Genomic DNA, 21,303 nt, shown 5'->3' on the forward strand with positions numbered 1-21,303 from the left:
TCTTTTTTAAAATGTTACGTTAAGACCAATCGTGATTGTTTTTGGAACAGGAAATGCCCCATATTGCACGCCACCTATTTCAGGTGTATCACCGCTCATACTTTTAAAATAATTCAAGTTAGATCCCGTAAGAAAAAGACTAAGACCTTGAATGGCATCATTAAAATATTCTGTTGGGAAATTGTAACTTAACGTCACTTCTCTTAAAGCTAAATAATCGCCTTTTTCCCAGAATTGGTCATTTCCAAAATTTTGAAGACTTTCCACTGATTCACTTCCTCTCCAAACATTTTTTGCAGCATTTACAAAAACCATACGAGGCCATTGTGTATCTGTATTGCTAGGTGTCCAAGAATTCAATACTTCAATTGGCTGATTTAGGTTACCCTGCGTTTGCCCATACCCTTTGGCCCTAATATGGTTCCAAACCAAATGACCGGCAGCAAAATCTGTTTTAACAAATAAATTAAAGTTCTTATAGTTTACACTTGTCGTTAAACCTCCAATAATGTTCGGTGTTGTACGGCCAATAACCTTTCTATCCAAGCCATTGATAACTCCGTCTTTATTTTGATCAACCCATTTAGAATCACCTGCCCAACGCTGGTTGGTACTAGCAGCTGGCATGAATTCATCAGTAATTGAATTATCGGCATCAGCTTCAGCTTGTGTTGCGTAGACACCATCTTGTTCAAAAGCTACAACAAGATCATTGCCCGATCGTTGTCCTTCCTGAAAACCTCCTACCCATTCTTCTTGGTTAGTGGATGGATTCCAAATAAGTTCACCACCCTGTCGGTTTAAATCATTATCATTCTCTGGCAGAGCGATTACATAGTTTTTATTCGATGTAAACGTTGCGCCCACATTCCAAGTTAAATCTTCATTTCTGATAATATCGCCATTTACCTGTAGTTCAAAACCTTTGTTTCTAATAGTTCCATTATTGGTTCTAATAGAACTGAAACCTGTGTAAAACGGCAATGTAAGATCTGCAATTTTATCTTTAACATCTCTAGAGTAAACATCCGTTATAAATGTAAGTCTATTATCAAAAAATGAAATATCCAAACCTGCATTAAATGTTGTAGAACGCTCCCAGGCAAGATTTAATGTAGCTAAAGAAGTATTGGCATATCCTGTTTGGCCGTTATAAATACCTTGATCAGAATATGATCCAAATACAGCATAATTACCCGTATAATCTTGCAAGCCAGGTGGAGTTATTGAATTTACATTACCATTAACACCATAGCTTAACCTTGGTTTAATTCTAGTGATCGTATTGGCAATATCCGAGTTTTTAAAGAAACTTTCATTATGCACATTCCAACCAAACGATACCCCTGGGAAGAATCCGAATTTTTCATTCCCCAATCTTGAGGCACCATCATTTCTAAATGTAAAGCTCAATAAATATCTGTCATCATAATCATATAACAACCTACCAAAAGTAGATGCGATTACTTGTTCTGACTCAAAGCTAAAAGGAATGCCATCAGCTTCTGGTGCAGCATTCAACGTTGCAATTAAATCGGATGGTGAATTTCGAGTGCCAGCAGAAGTTAGAAAAATATTATCCTTAAAATACTCAGCACCAATCAAAGCATTTAAATTATGGTTTCCGAATTTCTTCGTATAATTTAAGGTTGTGGTCAATTGATTTCTTAATGTTCTTTCTAAGCTAACTGAAGCTTCACGATTTGTACGCAGAGGTCCAGAAGTACTCCCAACCCTAAAAGCCTTATTAAAATTCTCATTATGATTGTTTATAGTAAAATGACTGGCATCTACAGATAAGATTAGATTATTAAAAACATTCCAATCCATACCTATCGAAGCAGATAAGCGTTGCTCTAAATTTTTTCTAATAAACTTGTCTTGATAATATAATGGATTACCAAAACCATTATTTTGACCTACGGCAAATATATCTGAAAAAGTACCATCTGGATTGTTGTCGTAATCCCTAGAAGTTGGCGGTTGCCCTTGAAATCTTCTAAAAACAGTGTTATCATCTCCAAGCGGACTTCTGTTCAAGTTAGAATGTGAATATAATACGTTGGAATTTACTTTTATCTTGTCCGAAATTTTATAAGATCCAGAAAATTTACCCGAATATCTTTTAAATCCAGAGCCTAAGATCAACCCATCATTATCTAAAAGGCCTAAACCTAAATAATATGATCCTTTTTCATTACCTCCGTCAAAAGATAAATAATGGTCTTTAGATTCACTGTTCTGGTAAATACGGTCACCCACATTTTTATTGTTGAAAAATAATATTTCCTGACTTGGATCTAAAATATCAGGAATGGAGGCCCATCCGGGTTGATTCAATAAATATTGATTTTGTGGCGTAAGTAACTGTGTCGTAAATGGCGAATTGGTTGTGTTCCCCCCTATTCCAAAAGAGTTATCACCATTTATAAATTGTCGAATAAAGTTAGGATTACCCAGAACTTGCTCAGAATAAGCATGCCCTTGTCTATTGTAATTAAGAAAATCAGTAGCAGTAAGATATTCCTGATCATCTCTTTTTTCATTCATACTATATTTATAGCGATAATTTATAGAAGCCTTACCTACTTTACCTGTCTTAGTTGTTACCAAAATAACACCGTTTGCAGACCTTGCACCATAAATAGCGGTTGCTGCTGCATCTTTCAAAACTTCAATTGATTCAATGTCATCGGAATTTAAAGCATAAAATGACCCAGGTATACCATCAATTAATATTAAGGGAGAACCTGTACCGTCAAAATTAGTACCCCCACGTAATACAATTTGAGGTGTAGACCCTGGCTGACCCGTAGTATTCGTAACGCGTAAACCAGCAATTGTTCCCTGTAATGCTGTGGCAACATTGGATCTGGTCGACGTTTGCAAAATTTCAGTATCTAATTTAGAAACTGATGTAGTCAACGTACTCCTGGTTTGGCTACCATAACCTGTTACAACAACTTCATCAAGCATTGCGGTATTTTCAACAAGCGTCACATCAATGACATCACTGTTTGAAATAGTAATCTCTGTAGGATTAAATCCTAAGTAACTGAATACTAAAATGTTTCCAGTAGCGGCATCAATTGAATAATTGCCATCAAAATCAGTTTGGACACCAGTTGTAGTCCCTTTAATGACAACACTTGCACCAGACAAGGGCACCCCTTGTGAATCGGCAACAAAACCTGAAATGTTTCGTTCTTGCGAAAATGTGTTTTGACTAAAGAAGAATAACAACACGGCCATTAACAACATTGATGTTCCTTGCTTAAGGTTGAGGCGGTGACCATTTGGCCTGCGCTTATCAAGCTTATAAAAAATTTCAGATAATTTCATATCCATTTGGTTTTGAGTTGATAATATTAATTTGAATTCATCGCAAGATAAATAATTTTGCATTATGTATAACATAATGCATTAAAAAATGTGTATATAATTTTCCTGTTTTCAATTATTTACTTGTTTTTAAAATAATTATTGGAATAGTTGTGCTTAAATTGATGGTGAAAATTGATTGCCAAAATAATCAAGCATTCCATGTTGGGCTAGCTTTTGAATTGCCGTATTCAACTGTTCGTTGGTTAATGTAGTATGTGGATATCTGCTTGGTCCCATATCAAGACCGAACATTCTCATAAAGCTTTTACCTGCGCCATTGAAACCTCCTAATTTATCTAAAGTTTCAACGAAAAGAATTGCTTTCTCTTGAAGTTGGTTTGCTTTCTCAAGGTTGTTATTGTGGTAAGACGAAATTAGTTCGTAATACAGTGGTGATAAATGATTATAGGTACTGCCTACCCAACCTGTGGCACCTAGGGGTAGACTAGACACAAGCTTTTCATCAACACCAAAAAGTATATTTTGTGAACCTTGGTCAAAATGTAAGCATTTAGCAAAATCAGATGCATTATAATCTGAATACTTGATTCCTGCAAAATTAGGAATTGTTTTTACTGCCATTTCCAGGAATTCAATCATTTTAAAATTAGCACCTGTTAATACCGGAATATGGTAATAATAAAATGGAATGCTTGGTGCACTCTTTGCAATTTCACCACAATAGAATAATAGGCTTTCTACAGTTTTGGGCTTAAAATATGAAGGAGGCAGCGCACAAATAGCATCTGAATGTCCTTCAGAATGTGCAGCCAATTCTTTCGCCTCTCTCAAATTATTATGACCAACATGGTTGGTAAGGAAAAATCCATCTCTTTTAGTACTTGACCAAGCCTCTACAATCCTTTTACGTTCTTCAGTACTGAGCGATACAAAATCGCCCGTTGACCCGTTAATAAAAGCTCCTGTAACATTACGGATTTTTAAAAAATCACTATAAGGACCTATTAAATCTAAATTTAGTGTACCATTTCTATGCATTGGCGCATATGTGGCTGCTACAAGGTTTTTCATTTCGAATGTATTATGTTATACATAAGCAAATATATATTTTATTTTTTTAGTTCCGAAAATTTTACTGAATTTTTGATATTAATTCTATAAACGTTTAAATTAAATTGAAGACCATTTCAACTCGGAAAAAAAGAATTCTAAAAATATAACCAGCTTAATATTTGAAATAAATGCGAAGAATGAAAAATATTGTAGGTTTAGAATAAAATAATTTTAATGTGCATGGTTAAAAGTGAAAATTAAATCAACTAATTCCTTACATCACTTTTCATTGAAATTTACATCTTAAACTTAAAATATATTTATAAATTATTACAACTCCATACTTATAAAGGGTTGAACATTTGCATCATTGTACATAACTTTTATATATGTTGTATATTCAAAAAAAACAATATTCAGCTTACAAGCAAACCCACACTTTTTCATTGTAAAAATCTAAAACACAGGAAAACTGAACGATTTTGTTTAGCTAACAACCCGAAATTTGTTAGTTCGTGTCCAGTTACTATTACCACAAAACCCATTAAACTTCATATTTGTAACTCTGTTGATAATGGATAAATTTTATGCCATTTTAAAAATACAAACGGCTATTTTTCAAAAAAGAAGCACACATATTCTCAAATTATATAGTTTGCTACCGATCAAGGCTTAGACATATTGACTACTAAATTCTATTTTGATTAAAAACATAAAAAAACGGGATAATTACTTCATCCCGTTTTAAAAAACATAACATTTAAAATTTTAATTACCCTTTTTTAAGCTTTCCCATTTTTCAATAATGGGATCTAAGATTGGTTTTTCTACACCAAAAACTTTTCCTTCTTTAGCTAGGGGCATAAATTCATCTATATACTTCCTACTAATTGTTTCGTTATCGCCATATAATTCTCGTAACGCGTCCAACTTTTTATGTAATTCCTCTTTAATATCAGTATATGCCGGGTCGTTGTAATAATTATGTTGCTCTAAAGGGTCTTTTTCCCTATCGATCAATTCCCAATAATCCAAATCAAAATAATGATGTATTAACTTATATTTCTTAGTAATCGCTGCATAATGTCTATTTACGTTATGCTCGGATGGATGCTCGTAATAGTGATAATATACTGCCTCCCTTTTCCAATCTTTCATATCATTTGTAAGAACGGGCATTAAACTTTCTCCTTGCATATCATCTGGTTGATCAACGCCCGCAACGTCAAGAAAAGTTTGGGCAAAATCTAAATTTTGAACAAGTTCATTTGATACACTACCTGCCTTTACTCTATCTGGCCATGACACCAAAAGTGGCGTTTTTAAGCTTTCATCATAGACAAAACGCTTATCGAACCAGCCATGTTCTCCTAAGTAAAAACCTTGATCCGAGGTGTAAACGATAATAGTATTATCCATTAAATTATTTTCTTCGAGATAATCTAACACCCTACCCACATTTTCATCTACGGATTTTATAGTCCCTAAATAGTCTTGCATATATCTTTGATACCGCCATTTAGCTACATCTTTATCAGTCATGTTAGGATAGTTCTTTTTAAAATCCTCGGCAACACGTCTATAGGCTTTATCAAAATTTGCTCTTTGCTTCGTATTTAATCTACCGACACCCATTTCAAATCTAAGTTTATCATAACCTATTTGTTCCTGTAGCCCCATTTCATCCATCACATCAGGATATAGCTTGCTATCTGCAGCCCACCCCATATTGCCATGTATATTCATTTGAGCAACCTTTGCAGCGGGCATACCCTTATGGTCGTCAAATAAAGTAGCGGGTTCTCTAAATTCTTTTTGAGTATACTCTTCCATGTGTCTTTCTGCCACTAGCCAAGAACGGTGAGGTGCTTTGTGTAGATACATTAACATAAATGGGTCTTCCTTTTTACGTTCTAATTCTAGCCAATCCAATGTCATATCTGTAACAATATCGGTCACATAACCGTTTACATTAATTTCACCTTCATTTTTAGTTATAAAATCTGGATTATAATATGAACCCTGACCAGGCAAAATTTTAAACTGATCAAATCCTTTCGGATTATTACCAAAATGAAGTTTTCCAAACATAGCTGTTTGATAGCCAGCTTTCTGCAACAATTGAGGGAAAGTAACATTAGTAGTATCAAATGGAGAAACATTATCCACCTTGCCGTTAATATGAGAATGCTTACCAGTTAACAATGTAGCCCTAGACGGCGCACAAATAGAATTTGTAACACTGGCATTTGTAAATAACATACCCATCTTCGCTATTCTGTCAATATTTGGTGTATTGATTAAACTAGTATCATATGCCGAAATTGCTTGATACGCATGATCATCGGACATGATAAAAACAATATTAGGTCTTTTTTTTATATCCGGGGTTTGCTTTGAAAAACCGTAAAACACTGTAAAACAGGTAATAATAATTAAAATAAATTGTGTCTTTTTCATTTAAATTGCATTCATTTATTAATATAGAAAATATAATTATTTAGCACGCTCAGTTCCTGAAATAATATTTTAAGTCTTAGAAATAGCTACTCTTTTAAATAGAGTAACTTCTTTCATTTTTATAGACAAAAAAATATAGTTTTTAAAATTGAACAAATCAAAATTAACCATTGTGAGTAAATCGCACTTTTATTTATTCAACTAAAAATGAATAAGTTAAATGGAAACCTGTAAGAAATACCCTTAAAAAAAATCTATATTAAAATTAATTTTTTAAGAATATATTAATATTTTAATACATTTGTTAGTGAAGTGTTAATATAAAAAGAAGATATTACGAATAGTTTAATACTATTTATTTTTACAATTGTTTCCTACAATTTTTAAATTAAACATTGACCAATTAATTATGCATAGCCAAACAAAGAAAAAATAATCTATAATGTCTAGAAATGATGAAAAGACATACTGGATGGAGCTACAAAAAGGAAACATGGATTCCTTAGGAAAGCTCTATGACATATATATAGATAATCTATTCACATTTGGAATGAGCATAACCAAGGACAAAACATCAGTTATGGATGGTATCCACGATTTGTTCTTAAACCTATACAAGTATCATAAAAATCTTGGTGAGGTTAGTAATGTTAAATCTTACTTATTCCTATCATTAAAAAGAACATTATATAAAAAGTCTGGCCTAAAGGTTTTAAATGTAGAGGATACAGAAATTTTACATACTATTTCGATTAATGACATTAACACACCTTCGCACGAATCGCAAATTATAAATACCGAACATTCTAGTTACATAAAAGAAAAGGTAAATCGCGCCATGAATTTACTTTCCAAGAACCAACAAGAGGTTTTAAACATGCGTTTTACTGAAGAAAAATCATATGAAGAAATTGCGCAAACCATGAGCGTATCTATTTCATCTGCTAGAACTATTATTTACCGCGCACTTAAGATTCTTAGAGGCGGTATTCTCGCTATACTTTTTACTTTTTTATAAAAAATCTATTTTTCTTGTCTATGTTCTGTCGAATATCCACTCTTGTAGTTGAAGGGGGATTCTATTCGCATATTAAATGACCTCCTTTTTATATTTTAATTATGACAAAAAGTACACCTAACGATAATCTTTCGGATTTTGACAAACAAAATTTGAGAAATCGTATTTTAAAATCTGCTAGGCAAACCAAAAAAATAAAAAGGAACAGAAGAATCCTTATGGTTGCTGCTTCCTTAGTTTTCATTATAGGTGTCAGCCTGTTTTTTCAACCTGAGCCAAACCCTTCTATCGAAAGTTTTGTTGAGACTTCACCAAGCTTAAACACTTCTGAGGTTGATGGTGTAACCCTTATTTTAGGAAGTGGAGACAATTTAAATTTAGATGGTGAAAATACCACAGTACATTATTCCGATACTGGCGAAGAGGTTGTTTTGGGATCTGGAAAAACGGTTAATCAAAAATCTACGCATAATGACAAAGCTTTATTTAATACTATTCTAGTACCATTTGGTAAAAGAACCGATCTTAAATTATCAGACGGATCTATGGTTTGGCTTAACTCTGGTTCTAAATTAATATACCCTGCAGTATTCAATGGAAATAACAGGGAAGTGTATTTAGAAGGTGAAGCCATTTTTGAGGTAACTCATAATCCAAATAAACCTTTTAAAGTATTATCGGCCAATCAAGAAATTGAAGTTCTGGGTACCGTTTTCAATGTTAGTAGCTATAAAGAAGATGCATTAAATTTTACGGTTCTAAAATCTGGAAGTGTAAAAATTGACTACACAGACAAAAATATTAAAGGGGTAAAAATAACACCTGGAACATTAGCCAGTTATAATTCAATATCCAAAAAAGCACTGACCAAAGAAGTTAATGTAAACGATTATTTTTCATGGAGAGAAGGCTTCTTAAATTTTAAAAATGACGATTTAAAATCTATAATGACCAAATTGTCTAGATATTATAATATTGAAATAGATATTGAAAATAACGATTTAGCTAAACAAACTTTTTCTGGAAACCTCGATTTAAAAGAAAATGCAGAAAAGGTTATTTCATTGATTGGAGAAACCTCCAATTTTAAAGTAAAAAACACTAACGGCACTTTACAACTAATCAACTCAAACTAACAACAAAACTACTTGCCTATGACCAAAAATTGAGCTAATAAAAAAGCCGAAAGATGCTCGAACATCTCCCGGCCTATGTGATTAATATCACCATTAAAAGCAATATTAACTAAACTGAATTACAAAATTATGAATTATTTTAATAGGCGTACTGCTTGTTGGGACAAATTTAGTCTCACACACGTCATCAACACAATTATGAGAACATTTATGTTATTCATCGCCATAGGACTAAGTTCTGCGTATGCAAACATCACCTATTCTCAAACAAAATTAGATATTGAAGTAAACGAAGTTCCTCTTGAAACTCTCTTTCAAGAAATACAGAGCAATAGTGAATACATATTTTTTTATAATGACAATGTTCTTGCCAACAGAGGTAAAATCTCTATAAAAATTAAAGGTGCAACCTTAAAAACTATATTAGATAGTACTTTAAAAAATAAGGGAATTGATTATCGTATTGATGATCGGCAAGTAATACTATTTGAATCTGAAGTAAAAAAAGAAAATACTCCAACCATTATTCCTCCCCAAGACTTTACCATCAACGGGGTCGTTCAAGATCAAAATGGTCAACCGCTTCCAGGGGCAAATATTCTAGAAAAAGGAACCACAAACGGAACACAGACCGATTTCGATGGAAACTTTGAGCTTTCCGTAAATAGTGGTGATGCAATTCTATCAGTAACATATATTGGTTTTTCCTCTAAAGAGATACCCATTAATGGGCAAAGCTCATTGACTATAGTTCTAGAAGAAAGTGCTGCTGCATTAGATGAAATAGTTGTAGTTGGTTATGGAACACAGAAAAAAAGTGACCTTACAGGATCAGTATCTTCATTAAAATCAGAAGATTTAAACCCTGGCGCAAATGCCTCTGTAGACCAAATGATGCTAGGGCGCGCTGCAGGTGTTCAGATTAACCAATCTAGTTCTGCTCCAGGAGGTGGTCTTTCTATACGTATTAGAGGAGCAAGTTCCTTAAATGCCAGTAATGAGCCCCTTTATGTAATTGATGGTTTTCCAATAGATAATAGCCCAAATTTAGGATCAGGAAATGCGGCAGAGGTCAGTGATAATCAAAGTCCAAATAACCCCTTGAATTCTCTAAACCCTGCAGATATACAATCTATTGAAATATTAAAAGATGCTTCGGCAACTGCAATATATGGATCTAGAGGGGCTAATGGAGTAGTTATGATTACTACTAAAAAGGGTAGATCAGGTAAAATGAGTGTTACTTATGATGTCTACAGTGGAATACAATCGGTTGCCAAGACAATTGATGTTCTTTCAACAAGTGAATATATCACTGCTATTAATGATCTTTCTCAAGAACAAGGAAATGCTCCAGTATTCTCAGCTCAAGATATAACCAATATTGGTAACGGAAATTTTTGGCAGGACCAAGTTTTTAGGTCAGCTCCTATTACAAGTCATAATCTTTCAGTTGGTGGAGGAAGCGATAATACATCTGTTTATGCTTCTTTCAATTATTTTGACCAGGAAGGGGTTGTTAAGAATTCTGGAATAAAAAAATACACTGGTAGAATTAATGTTGATTCTAATATTGGTGAAAAAGCTAAAATTGGATTAAACTTCAACACTAGTCTTATTAAGGATAATAACAATATTGATGGAATACAGACCAACGAAAATGCCGGCCCAATATACTCATCACTTTTGTATGACCCTACTGAACCAATTTATAATGCAGATGGCACCTTCTCTCAATCAGCTAATCTTACCGTAAATAACCCTGTTACACTTGTTAATGGCATTTTAAGTCAAAATGAGACGAACAGAACTTTTGGTAATGCCTATTTGAATTATGAATTTACAGATGAACTTTCAGGTAAATTTAATTTTGGTACAGACCGTCAAACATCGCGTAGAGATATTTACAATTCTACACAAACTATTAGAGGTAGTGCGGCAAACGGAATTGCAAATATTAATGTTTTGGAACGCTCAAATTACCTTTTTGAGTATACCATGAACTATAACAAAACCTTTAATGAAAATCTTAACATTACAGTTTTGGGCGGTGTAACCTATCAAAAGTTTAATTTAAAAAACTTCTTTGGTAATATAAGTGGATTTCCTTCCGATGATATCGGCACCAACAATCTTGAATTAGGGGATACCAATACCGACCAACTAGGAAGCCGTACCGAAGAGAACACATTATTATCTTATTTAGGTAGAGTTAATTATAACTTGTATGATAAATTTTTACTAACAGGATCTATTAGAGCCGATGGCTCATCTAGATTTGGAGAAAATAATAAGTTCGGATATTTTCCTTCGTTTGCATTTGGTTGGAAGCTTAATGAAGAAGAATTTATTCCAGATTTATTCAGCCAATTAAAATTAAGAGCTAGCTGGGGTTTAACGGGAAATCAGGAAATAGGTAATTACAATTCACAGTTAACTTTTCAATCTGGTCCAAATGTGGTTTTAGGTAATTCTGTGTTAGGTAGTGTTATCCCGTCACGTAAAGCAAATAATGATTTAAAATGGGAAACTACAGAACAATTTAATATTGGTGTAGATGCCGCTATGCTTAATGGAAGAATCAGTGCCACTTTAGATTATTTCTCTAAAAACACAAAAGATTTACTATTTAACCTACCACTTCCATTGGCTTCAGGTTATGCTTCCATTTTAAGTAATGTAGGTGAGGTTGAAAACAAAGGATTCGAAGTTTTAATCAACACAACCAATATCATTACAGATGATTTTAAATGGGACACTTCACTTAATTTTTCCGCTGTTAAAAACAAAGTAGTTGATTTAGGAAGAATAGAGAGTATAGTAACTGGTAATATAATGGCGGTTGGTAATACTGCTATAATTAGAGAAGGTGACCCACTTGCTTCTTATTATGGCTATGTGGTAACCGGTATTTTTCAAGAAGGTGATGATATAGCAAATTCGGCACAACCCATAGCAGAGCCAGGACATCCTATTTTTGAAGATCGTGATGGTGACGGAGCCATAACCCCTGCCGACCAAACCATTATAGGAAGTCCTTTTCCTGACTTTACTTATGGTATACAAAACTCATTTAGTTATAAAAACTTTCAATTGGATGTGTTTTTTCAAGGCCAAGAAGGAGCTGATTTAATTAATATCAATTTAATCGAATCTCTTTATCCTGCAAATTTTAGAAGAAATCGTCAATCCCGAACTATAACAGACCGTTGGACACCACAGAACACAGATGCTAAATGGCCTTCTTCTGTAAATCCAAATGCTTACGGTGCAAGTAAAGTAAATACTTTGACAGTTGAAGATGCGTCTTACTTTCGCTTAAAAAATGTACAATTAAGCTATAAGGTACCCGTAGACAATATTAACTTTTTAAATAGTTTAAGAGTCTATGTTACAGGTCAGAATTTATTTACCGTCACTGATTATGGTGGATTCGACCCAGAATCAAACTCTCTTGGCTCAAGTAATGTAAGAGTCGATTATAGTAGTTATCCTACAGCTAGAACATATCTATTAGGATTAACAGCTAATTTTTAATCTCAATACTAAAACAAAATATAATGAAATCATATATAAACAAATCAATAATACTATTGGTTTTCATAGGCATAATTGCTTGTGAAAAACGATTAGATGAAGAAGTTTTTTCAGAACTAGCTCCATCCACTCTATTCACGAGTGAAAAGGGGATAAAATCAGTTTTAAATGCCGCGTATGCATATGCACATAGACCTGGACTACAAGATTCATGGTCCTCATACCATTTAGCTTCTATGACCACAGGTGAAGTTTGGGGGCAAGGTGGTTCTATTGAAAACTTATGGATTTCTGAAATAGACTTTACTTGGGACGGTAACCATGACCATATTAGAGCCCAATGGACCATTTATTTTAATTCAATAAGAGATGCCAATATTGTTTTGGATAACCTAGATAACGAAGCCTTTTCTGAAGAATTCAAACAATTGACAGAAGCAGAAGTACATTTTCTTCGTGGTTGGGACTATTCTGAACTTTATAATTTATTCGGTCCGGTACCATTATATAAAACATCTACGGACGACCCGTTATTATTAAGAGCATCGGAAAGTGAAGTACAGGAATTTATTGAACAAGAATTACTAACTGCAATTTCTACATTACCGGTTCAGGCCCCAGCCCTTGGTCGTGCATCTAAAGGTGCAGCCATGGCCGTTTTATGTAAATATTATTTAAATACTAAACAATGGGAAAATGCAGCTAATATGGCTGAAGACATCATAGATCTAGGTGTATATGAACTTCTACCAGATTATGGACAAGTTTTTAGTATTGCAAATGAAGGTAATAATGAATTAATATGGGTTTTACCAAAAGATGGTACATCACCAACTGCCAGCCAGGCTATTGACGCTTTGGTTTTTCCTCCAGATTACCCAAGACCATATCCTAATAACACTGTTTTCGCCGCAAGAACTTACTTGTATGATGATTTTGTAAATTCTTTCGATGCAAATGACCAGCGTAAAAATTATATTATAACTGAGTATGTAAGTACTAATACAGGCGAAGTTGTGCCAGGCTTAGGAAACGACCGATCATTTCCTTACAAAATTGAATTTGACCCAGGTTCAGTAGGTGCAACTGCCGGAAACGACATACCTGCCATACGTTATGCCGATATTCTTTTAAGTCGTGCAGAAGCATTAAACGAAATATCAGGACCAACCCAACCTGCAATTGATTTAATCAATGAAGTAAGAAACAGGGCCGGTATAGATGATTTAACCTTATCTGGTTTCACAAAAGAATCGCTCCGTGAAACATTGTTACAAGAACGAGCATGGGAATTATTTTTTGAAGGTAAAAGAAGAGAAGACATGATTAGACAAGGTGTTTTCATCTCAGACGCCGTTAGTCGAGGTAAAAGCGCTCAAGATTACCATAGACTTTTTCCTATTCCTCAGGTTGAATTAGATGCTAACCCAGGTTTAATACAGAATACAGGCTATTAACCACAAAAAGAACTAAGTAATGAAACATATTATAAATAAAGAGTCCATAAGTTCAAACTTAATATTAGGGGCATTAATACTTGGGCTATTCACCATTTCCTATACACTTCACAGTCAAGACTCGCAATTGCCGGTAAAACCTAATATCGTAGTGATCTTCGCAGATGATTTGGGGTATGGAGATTTAAGTTCCTACGGACATCCAACTATTAATACCCCTAATTTGGACCGAATGGCCTATGAAGGTCAAAAATGGACAAATTTTTATGTAGGTGCTGCAGTATGTACTCCTAGCAGAGCAGCATTAATGACAGGAAGATTACCTGTTAGAAATGGGCTTACCAGTTCTAAAGTTGGGGTCTTTTTTCCTGATTCGCATAATGGAATTCCTGCAAATGAAATTACGATAGCAGAGCAATTAAAATCTGCAGGCTATGCCACTGGTATGGTTGGTAAATGGCATTTAGGGCATAAGGAAGAGTATCTGCCAACAAATCATGGTTTTGATGATTATTATGGTATACCCTATTCAAACGACATGGATCACACAGGTAAAATTACTTCCATGGAAGATTATTTTGGCAGATATACAGATACTTATGAAGAACGTACACCTGAAGAATTTAATGTTCCTATTATTCGTGGTACCGAAGTTGTAGAAAGGCCTGCTCAGCAAAACACCTTAACAAAACGCTACACCGAAGAAGCCGTAAAATGGATAAAAGACCACAAGGAAGGTCCATTTTTCATGTATTTAGCGCACAGCTTGCCACATGTTCCATTATTCGTATCCGATGAATTTAGAGGTACCAGCAAAAGAGGATTATACGGCGATGTTGTAGAAGAAATCGATTATGGAGTTGGTCAAATAATGAACCTTCTTGAGGCCGAAGGTTTGGATAAAAACACGATTGTTATTTTCACTTCAGACAACGGTCCTTGGTTACCAACTGGTATTTCTGGGGGTAGTGCAGGGTTATTACGAGAGGGAAAAGGAACAACCTGGGAAGGTGGAATGAGAGAACCAGGTATTTTTTGGTCTCCCGGTACTATTAAACCTAAATTAGTAACAGGCATAGGGACGACAATGGATTTGTTTAACACCTTTAGTAACCTAGCAGGTGTACCAATGCCTACCGATAGAGAAATGGATGGAGTAGATTTGAGTCCGGTTCTTTTCGGCAACGAAGAAAGTCCCAGAAATGAGGTTTTTTATTATAGAGGACCAGAACTTTACGCTGTTAGAGTTGGTGCCTATAAAGTTCATTTTATCACAGAAGCTGGTTATAAACCAAATACACGTGTAGAACATGATCCGCCACTTTTATTTAACATAGAAGAAGATCCATCTGAACAATATGATTTAGCAAAAAAGCAACCTGAAGAAATTACTAAGATTATGAAAGTTGTTAAACAGCATAATTCAAAAATGGTTAAAGGCCCAGATTTGTTAATAGATAGAGGATAAATTTTTAAAATAATACTCAGCTTTTTAATTATTAACTAGTAAAAGACAGTTTGTTAGAGTTAGTTTAATTCTAGGCGTATTGTTCTATGCAATACGCCTTATTTGATTTTATTGATTATTGGTACAATACCAAATAACCCCATGCTTTTTGATTTAAAATTTCATTAGAAAAACAATTGTTATGAAAAAAATATGGCACACCATTAAAAAAATAACAAAAATGATATCCAGAATTTTTGGCTATCTTTTTTTGTCCTTAATAATTATAGTTCTTTTGGCTGCCTTTGTTTGGTATCCTATAAAGGTGGCGAGTTACACTCCTACTCCTCCTGAACATTTAGCACAAAAAACAACTTATTTGGAATCAATTAATGTTGAAAACACAGAAAAGCCAAACGTAATAATAATTTTATTTGATGATTTAGGTTATGGAGATTTAAGTAGCTATGGTAATAAATTAATAAAAACCCCAGCAATGGATTCCGTTGCAAAACATGGTGTTAGGTTCACAAATTTTTACTCCAGCTCACCTGTCTGTACGCCTTCAAGAGCAGGTTTACTTACTGGTAGACTACCAATACGTGCTAGAGCGGGCGATCACGTTTATTTTCCCGAAGGTCATACCATAGGAAATTTCAGAAAAGTAAGGGGCTCTGCAAATGAATTACCTAAGGATGAAATTTTGTTACCCGAAGTTTTCAAATCTGCAGGTTACAAAACAAGTATGTTAGGAAAATGGCATTTAGGTGATATTGATGGACACTTACCCAATGATTTTGGTTTCGATGAATATTATGGAGTTCGATATAGCAATGATATGCTTCCTTTACATATTTATAGGAACGCAACCATTGAGGAAGAGGATAAGACTGAGTTAGTTAGCGGAAGTAAATCGCATACAGATGAGCAAGACCCTATTAAGATTACAGGATTAGACCAAACACAATTGACTGAAAAATATACCCGAGAAGCCGTGAAATTTATAAATAATAATAAAGACGAACCGTTCTTTTTATATTTTTCCCACTCATTTCCTCATGTGCCACATTATGCATCAAAAGAACATGAAGGTAAATCTGCTGGTGGTTTGTATGGCGATGTTGTAGAAGATCTTGATCGTAGCGTACAATCTGTAATGGATGCCTTGGCAGCTAACGGACTTGAAGAGAATACTTTGGTGATTATCACAAGTGATAACGGAGCAGACTATAATGGAAGTTCAGGTAACTTGAGAGGACGAAAGCAAGAAAGTTATGAAGGTGGACAACGAGTACCATTAATTGTTCAATGGAAAAATAAATTACCTGAAGGCTTAGTCACAGATGAAATGGCTATGAATATCGATTTTTTCCCTACTTTATTATCTCTTTTAAATATAAAATTACCAACCGATCGTATAATTGATGGAACTAATATAATGCCAGCAATTGAAGGTACTGGATCTCCTAATGACATTCTTTATTACACTAGCGCGGCTTCAGGCGAAATCACGGGGATTCGAAATGACAACTATAAATATCATGAAGGTGGTTTTAATGCATTTCCTTTATTTATGGGAATGGGAGCCGTTATGAAAAGAAAACCACAATTGAATGATATTTTATTGGATAATGAATCTCACAATCTAATTAATAAGTATCCAAATGAAGCGGCATCTTTAAGGAGTTTAATGTATAAAAAAATAGATAATATTAATTCTAATAAAAGAGGCTGGATAGAATAAACGAACCGAATTGAAAACTTCTTTAAACATGTGTTTCTTTAAGGCTGTAAATAAAATTCTACGTCACAATCACATCTCTAAATTAACATATTAAAACCTTGTTTCACAAGCAACAAAAAAACCTGATAAGCTCACTTATCAGGTTTAATTTTACTTATTAAAAAAAATTTAACTTATTTTAGGTCAACTTATTATACTTGTAAAATTTATAATATACAGCTACAATTAATTGCATACGCTTGCTCAATCATTGAACCAATATTAGTCTTCTAATTACTTTTTACCTTATTCATAATTAGAAATATTAAAAATAGGAAAACAACAAATGTGATAATCCCAACCAATTCATTTTTAGATAAATTCGAAAGAAAAAATAGGGTTAAATTAATAGGAGCTAATAGCACTAGCAAATCTCCCGGAATTATAAATGATTTGGCAATATTACTTGACATGCCTCCTACAAAAAAAAGAAAGATTGATCCTAAAATATCAAAAGTGGTAATAGCCACTGAAAAAACTACAGATATCGTCGCTACCAAAAAAAGTAGTGGTATACCTACACCATAATATTTATCAAAGATTTCTTTAATATAAGCATACGTACCAACTATATCGGTTATTTTACTATCTATTTCTGCAAAAATTAAGCACAAACTATGATATCAATATACCACAAAAAACATATACCAATTTACTTGCTGCTCCTATGCCATCTGAAATAATGGCTGGTAAAACAAATATTCCAGCTCCAGTCATAATATTCATAAGATTCACATTCAGGCCCCGTATGCAAATATTTCTTTTTAACTCCTATTCTTTTACTATTATTTATAAGTTAATATAACAGATCTAATTTTCACATTATCTATTAGGTATTGACTAGAGTTATTTAAAAAACTTCACTTTATGTAAAAAACTTTTAAGAACAAATGATTAATACTATTTTTAAAGTGGACTATCTATTCCAAAATGGGTTGTACCGAGAACGAATAACTATATTGTTTAGGTTGAATTGTATATTCTTCATGAACAGGGCGACCCCAAGAATTATCTCCGCCCACACCCATTTGCATAAGATCCACGTTCCATTGCACGTTTTTTCCAATTTTAATATCAGCGCCATGTTTCTTCGTAATCGGCACTAATCCAGAAGCGGAAACCCCAGCATCTTCACTTTTAAAATCGATTTCTTTCATGTTAAATGGCCACACACTAGAATTTAGCATCGTTTCGCCTTTAATCTTTAGTTTCATTTCTTTCGAAGAAACTTCCATCCAACGAACTTCTGTTTTGTTTCCAGTTTCTTGAGGTCTCATATACCTGTGAAATTGCTCAATAATTCTCCCATTATATACACCTGTTTTAACGCCCGTTTTCCGATCCCAATAACTCTCATTTGGACCATTTCCATACCATGATACATTTGTAAAATTAGAAGGTATTGTCAAATACATTCCTAACCTTGGAATTATTGGAAGATTCTTTTGTTCCGGTATAAAATGATAATCGATATTTAAACTCCCGTCTTGTAAAATTTCGTAATCTACATCAACTTTTGCTATATCATTAGGTAAAGAATATGTAACGCTATACTTTACAGTATTAGCTACATGATGTGGCTTAGCCATTAATTTACTTGTGTAGTTGTAAGTAGCATCTTGCCATACCTTGGCCCACTTGTCCATTCCATTTCCCAGATCATTATCTGTCGGAGGTCTCCAAAAATTAGGTCTAATGGGTTGATCCATCACCCATTTATTCATAAAAATCCATGATGTAATTTCACCGGAATTAGAATTGATTACTAATTCTACGTTCTTGTTCTTTATTTTAAAAGTATCGTTAGAACTGTTTATAGTTAATGGCTTTTCTATTTTCCTCATAGGAAAATCTCCAACTCCCTTTTTAAGGATAAACTGATCCCATGCCACTTCAAACCCTTTAGGAATTATAGGTGTTCCATTTTTCTGTACAAGACTAACTTCCAATATATATTCCATATTGGAGCTGAAACTTCTAGGGAAATTTTCTACTTGGATTATTCGAGTCTCCTGTGGTGCCAAATTTAATGATCCTAACGACCTATGTACTATTTCAATGCCATCCTTCAGGATTTTAAAAGTTAACTCTTTATCTGAAAAATCCACAAAGAAATTTTTATTCTCAATTTCAAGACTTCCGTTCCCTAAATATCTAAATTGAACTGGCTCATAGACCTTTTTCACCTCTGTAAGGTGAGGATGAGGGTTTCGGAATGGGTCCACAAGACCATTATTTAAAAAATTTCCATCCGTAGGTAAATCAGGATGATAGTCGTGGCCATATGCAAAATAGGCATTACCTTCCTCATCTCTATATTCTAAACTTTGGTCTACCCAATCCCAAATATACCCCCCTTGTAGGTTAGGATATTTTTCAATGATGTTCCAATAGTCTTGTAGATTACCAACTGAATTTCCCATGGCATGGGCATATTCGATAATTATTGAAGGTTTGACCGAATTTGATTCACCATGTTCTATTAAGTCTAAGGGTTTGGGATACATTGGGCAGTACAAGTCGGTATAATCTTCTTTTCCTGCAGGCTCATATTGTACTATTCTATTATTATCATGTTCTTTAAGCCATTTGTAAGTGGTTCTGAAAATGTCTCCCTCTCCAGCTTCATTACCCAAAGACCATGAATATATAGATGCATGGTTTCTATCTCTGTAAAACATGCGCTTAGTACGCATCAAATGAGCAGGTAACCAACTCATTTCATAACCAATCTGAGTTTTCTCGTCAATGGCCAAAGGATGGCTTTCTATATTTGCTTCATCCACTACATACAAACCATAAGTGTCGCAAAGATCTAACCAATAAGGATCGTTAGGATAATGGGAACTACGTACAGCATTAATGTTATTTTGCTTCATTAGCATAATATCTTTTTCCATAGACTCTTTTGAAACAACATGACCAGTTAGAGGATCAGTTTCATGCCTATCTACACCTTTTATATATATAGGTTTTCCGTTTATTAAGACTTGACTATTTATTATCTCTACTCTTTTAAAACCGATATTTCGCTTTATAAACTGACTATTTTCCTCATTGCTAGGGTCTTTCATAGAAATAATCAGTTGATACAAGTTAGGTTGTTCAGCTGACCATTGCTTTACATTATCAATGATTTTATCCGTAGAAAAAGCAACTTGGGATAACGCAGAAATTTCGATTGAATTCTCAGTTTTATGAATAGATTGATTCCCATCCATCAATTCTACAGTTAAAAGTCTATTTACCGTTTTGTCAGCATTGTTTTGGATATAAACAGTATCCTTAAATATCCCATTAGCATAGGTATCATCTAAATTAGTGTAGGCATAATAATCGGATACAAACACCTTAGGCCTGGTATACAGATAAACGTCTCTTTCTATACCGCTCATCCGTAACATATCTTGACTTTCCAAATAGCTGGCATCACTCCATCTAAATAATTGTAAGGCAATTAGGTTTTTACCTACGGATAGGTAATTAGTTATATTAAATTCTGCTGGGGTCTTACTACCTTGAGAATATCCAACATATTGACCATTTATATACACATACATGGCAGATTTAGCACCGGCAAAATGCAAAATAACGTCCTCAGACAAGAATTCCTTTGCTAACAAAATTTCCTTGCGATACGTACCAACAGGGTTATAATCTTCAGGCACATTGGGCCATTTTGTATCAAAAGGATACCGTTCATCTAAATAAATAGGGTGGTCATAACCTTCTACCTCCCAGTTTGCAGGAACTGGAATAGTGTCCCAATTACTATCATCAAAATCTTTATTTTGAAATGCTGAAGGTCTTTGCTTAGGGTCTTTTACAAAATTGAATTTCCAATCACCATTTAAGTTAAAGAAACGACTAGAATTTTCTTTTTGGAGAATTTCCTTAGATTCAAAACCAAAAAAAGTAGCTCTTGGCGATAATTTATTTTCTTCAAAAATTTGATGATTAAAATGGTTTTTTTGCTCGGGGACTGATAATAATGGTTTTTGACCAAAACTAAAAAAGGTTATGACGCAAGTGAAAAATAAAAATTGTAGTTTCATTGGTAGTAATAT

The 21,303-nt window shown here is 33.9% G+C and carries 11 protein-coding genes; 7 read left to right on the forward strand and 4 right to left on the reverse strand.

From position 1 onward, the window contains the following. Positions 1–6 precede the first annotated feature (6 nt). From BTR34_RS05140 to BTR34_RS05150, 3 genes are all read right to left on the reverse strand, one after another. Entirely contained in the window at positions 7–3,342 is a 3,336-nt protein-coding gene (locus BTR34_RS05140) for a SusC/RagA family TonB-linked outer membrane protein (protein ID WP_082960240.1), read from the reverse strand. A 156-nt stretch (positions 3,343–3,498) separates the two neighbouring features. Further along, positions 3,499–4,416, reverse strand: coding sequence for a dihydrodipicolinate synthase family protein (locus BTR34_RS05145; RefSeq protein WP_068487110.1), 918 nt, complete (start codon positions 4,414–4,416; stop codon positions 3,499–3,501). A 750-nt stretch (positions 4,417–5,166) separates the two neighbouring features. Further along, positions 5,167–6,858: a sulfatase family protein gene (locus tag BTR34_RS05150; RefSeq protein ID WP_082960235.1), complete on the reverse strand. Its 1,692-nt coding sequence runs from the start codon at positions 6,856–6,858 to the stop codon at positions 5,167–5,169. A 442-nt stretch (positions 6,859–7,300) separates the two neighbouring features. Here BTR34_RS05150 and BTR34_RS05155 point away from each other — a divergent pair, with 442 nt between their 5' ends. The 7 genes from BTR34_RS05155 to BTR34_RS18715 all read left to right on the forward strand — a co-directional run bounded on the left by BTR34_RS05155 (position 7,301) and on the right by BTR34_RS18715 (position 17,764). Next, complete coding sequence (locus BTR34_RS05155) at positions 7,301–7,876, forward strand: RNA polymerase sigma factor (RefSeq protein WP_068487112.1); 576 nt, start codon at positions 7,301–7,303, stop codon at positions 7,874–7,876. 101 nt (positions 7,877–7,977) lie between these two features. Continuing rightward, positions 7,978–9,012, forward strand: a complete 1,035-nt coding sequence (locus BTR34_RS05160; RefSeq protein ID WP_068487114.1) for a FecR family protein — start codon at positions 7,978–7,980, stop codon at positions 9,010–9,012. A 198-nt stretch (positions 9,013–9,210) separates the two neighbouring features. Next, entirely contained in the window at positions 9,211–12,549 is a 3,339-nt protein-coding gene (locus BTR34_RS05165; protein WP_068487116.1) for a TonB-dependent receptor, read from the forward strand. 23 nt (positions 12,550–12,572) lie between these two features. Further along, a complete protein-coding gene (locus BTR34_RS05170) occupies positions 12,573–14,006 on the forward strand; it encodes a RagB/SusD family nutrient uptake outer membrane protein (RefSeq protein ID WP_068487117.1) in 1,434 nt (477 codons plus the stop codon). A gap of 19 nt (positions 14,007–14,025) precedes the next feature. Continuing rightward, the gene (locus BTR34_RS05175) at positions 14,026–15,474 is read left to right on the forward strand and encodes a sulfatase family protein (RefSeq protein WP_068487119.1); all 1,449 of its coding nucleotides are present in this window, start codon (positions 14,026–14,028) and stop codon (positions 15,472–15,474) included. 181 nt (positions 15,475–15,655) lie between these two features. Then, positions 15,656–17,197, forward strand: coding sequence for a sulfatase family protein (locus BTR34_RS05180; protein ID WP_068487121.1), 1,542 nt, complete (start codon positions 15,656–15,658; stop codon positions 17,195–17,197). Positions 17,198–17,524: 327 nt separating this feature from the next. Beyond that, a complete protein-coding gene (locus tag BTR34_RS18715) occupies positions 17,525–17,764 on the forward strand; it encodes a hypothetical protein (RefSeq protein ID WP_157483975.1) in 240 nt (79 codons plus the stop codon). Between the two features lie 392 nt (positions 17,765–18,156). On the opposite strand, the gene BTR34_RS05190 is transcribed toward BTR34_RS18715, so the two are convergent. Next, positions 18,157–21,291, reverse strand: a complete 3,135-nt coding sequence (locus BTR34_RS05190; protein WP_068487125.1) for a glycoside hydrolase family 2 TIM barrel-domain containing protein — start codon at positions 21,289–21,291, stop codon at positions 18,157–18,159. Positions 21,292–21,303 lie beyond the last annotated feature (12 nt).

The organism is Maribacter hydrothermalis (genome assembly GCF_001913155.1).
GTDB classification, from domain to species: Bacteria; Bacteroidota; Bacteroidia; order Flavobacteriales; family Flavobacteriaceae; genus Maribacter; species Maribacter hydrothermalis.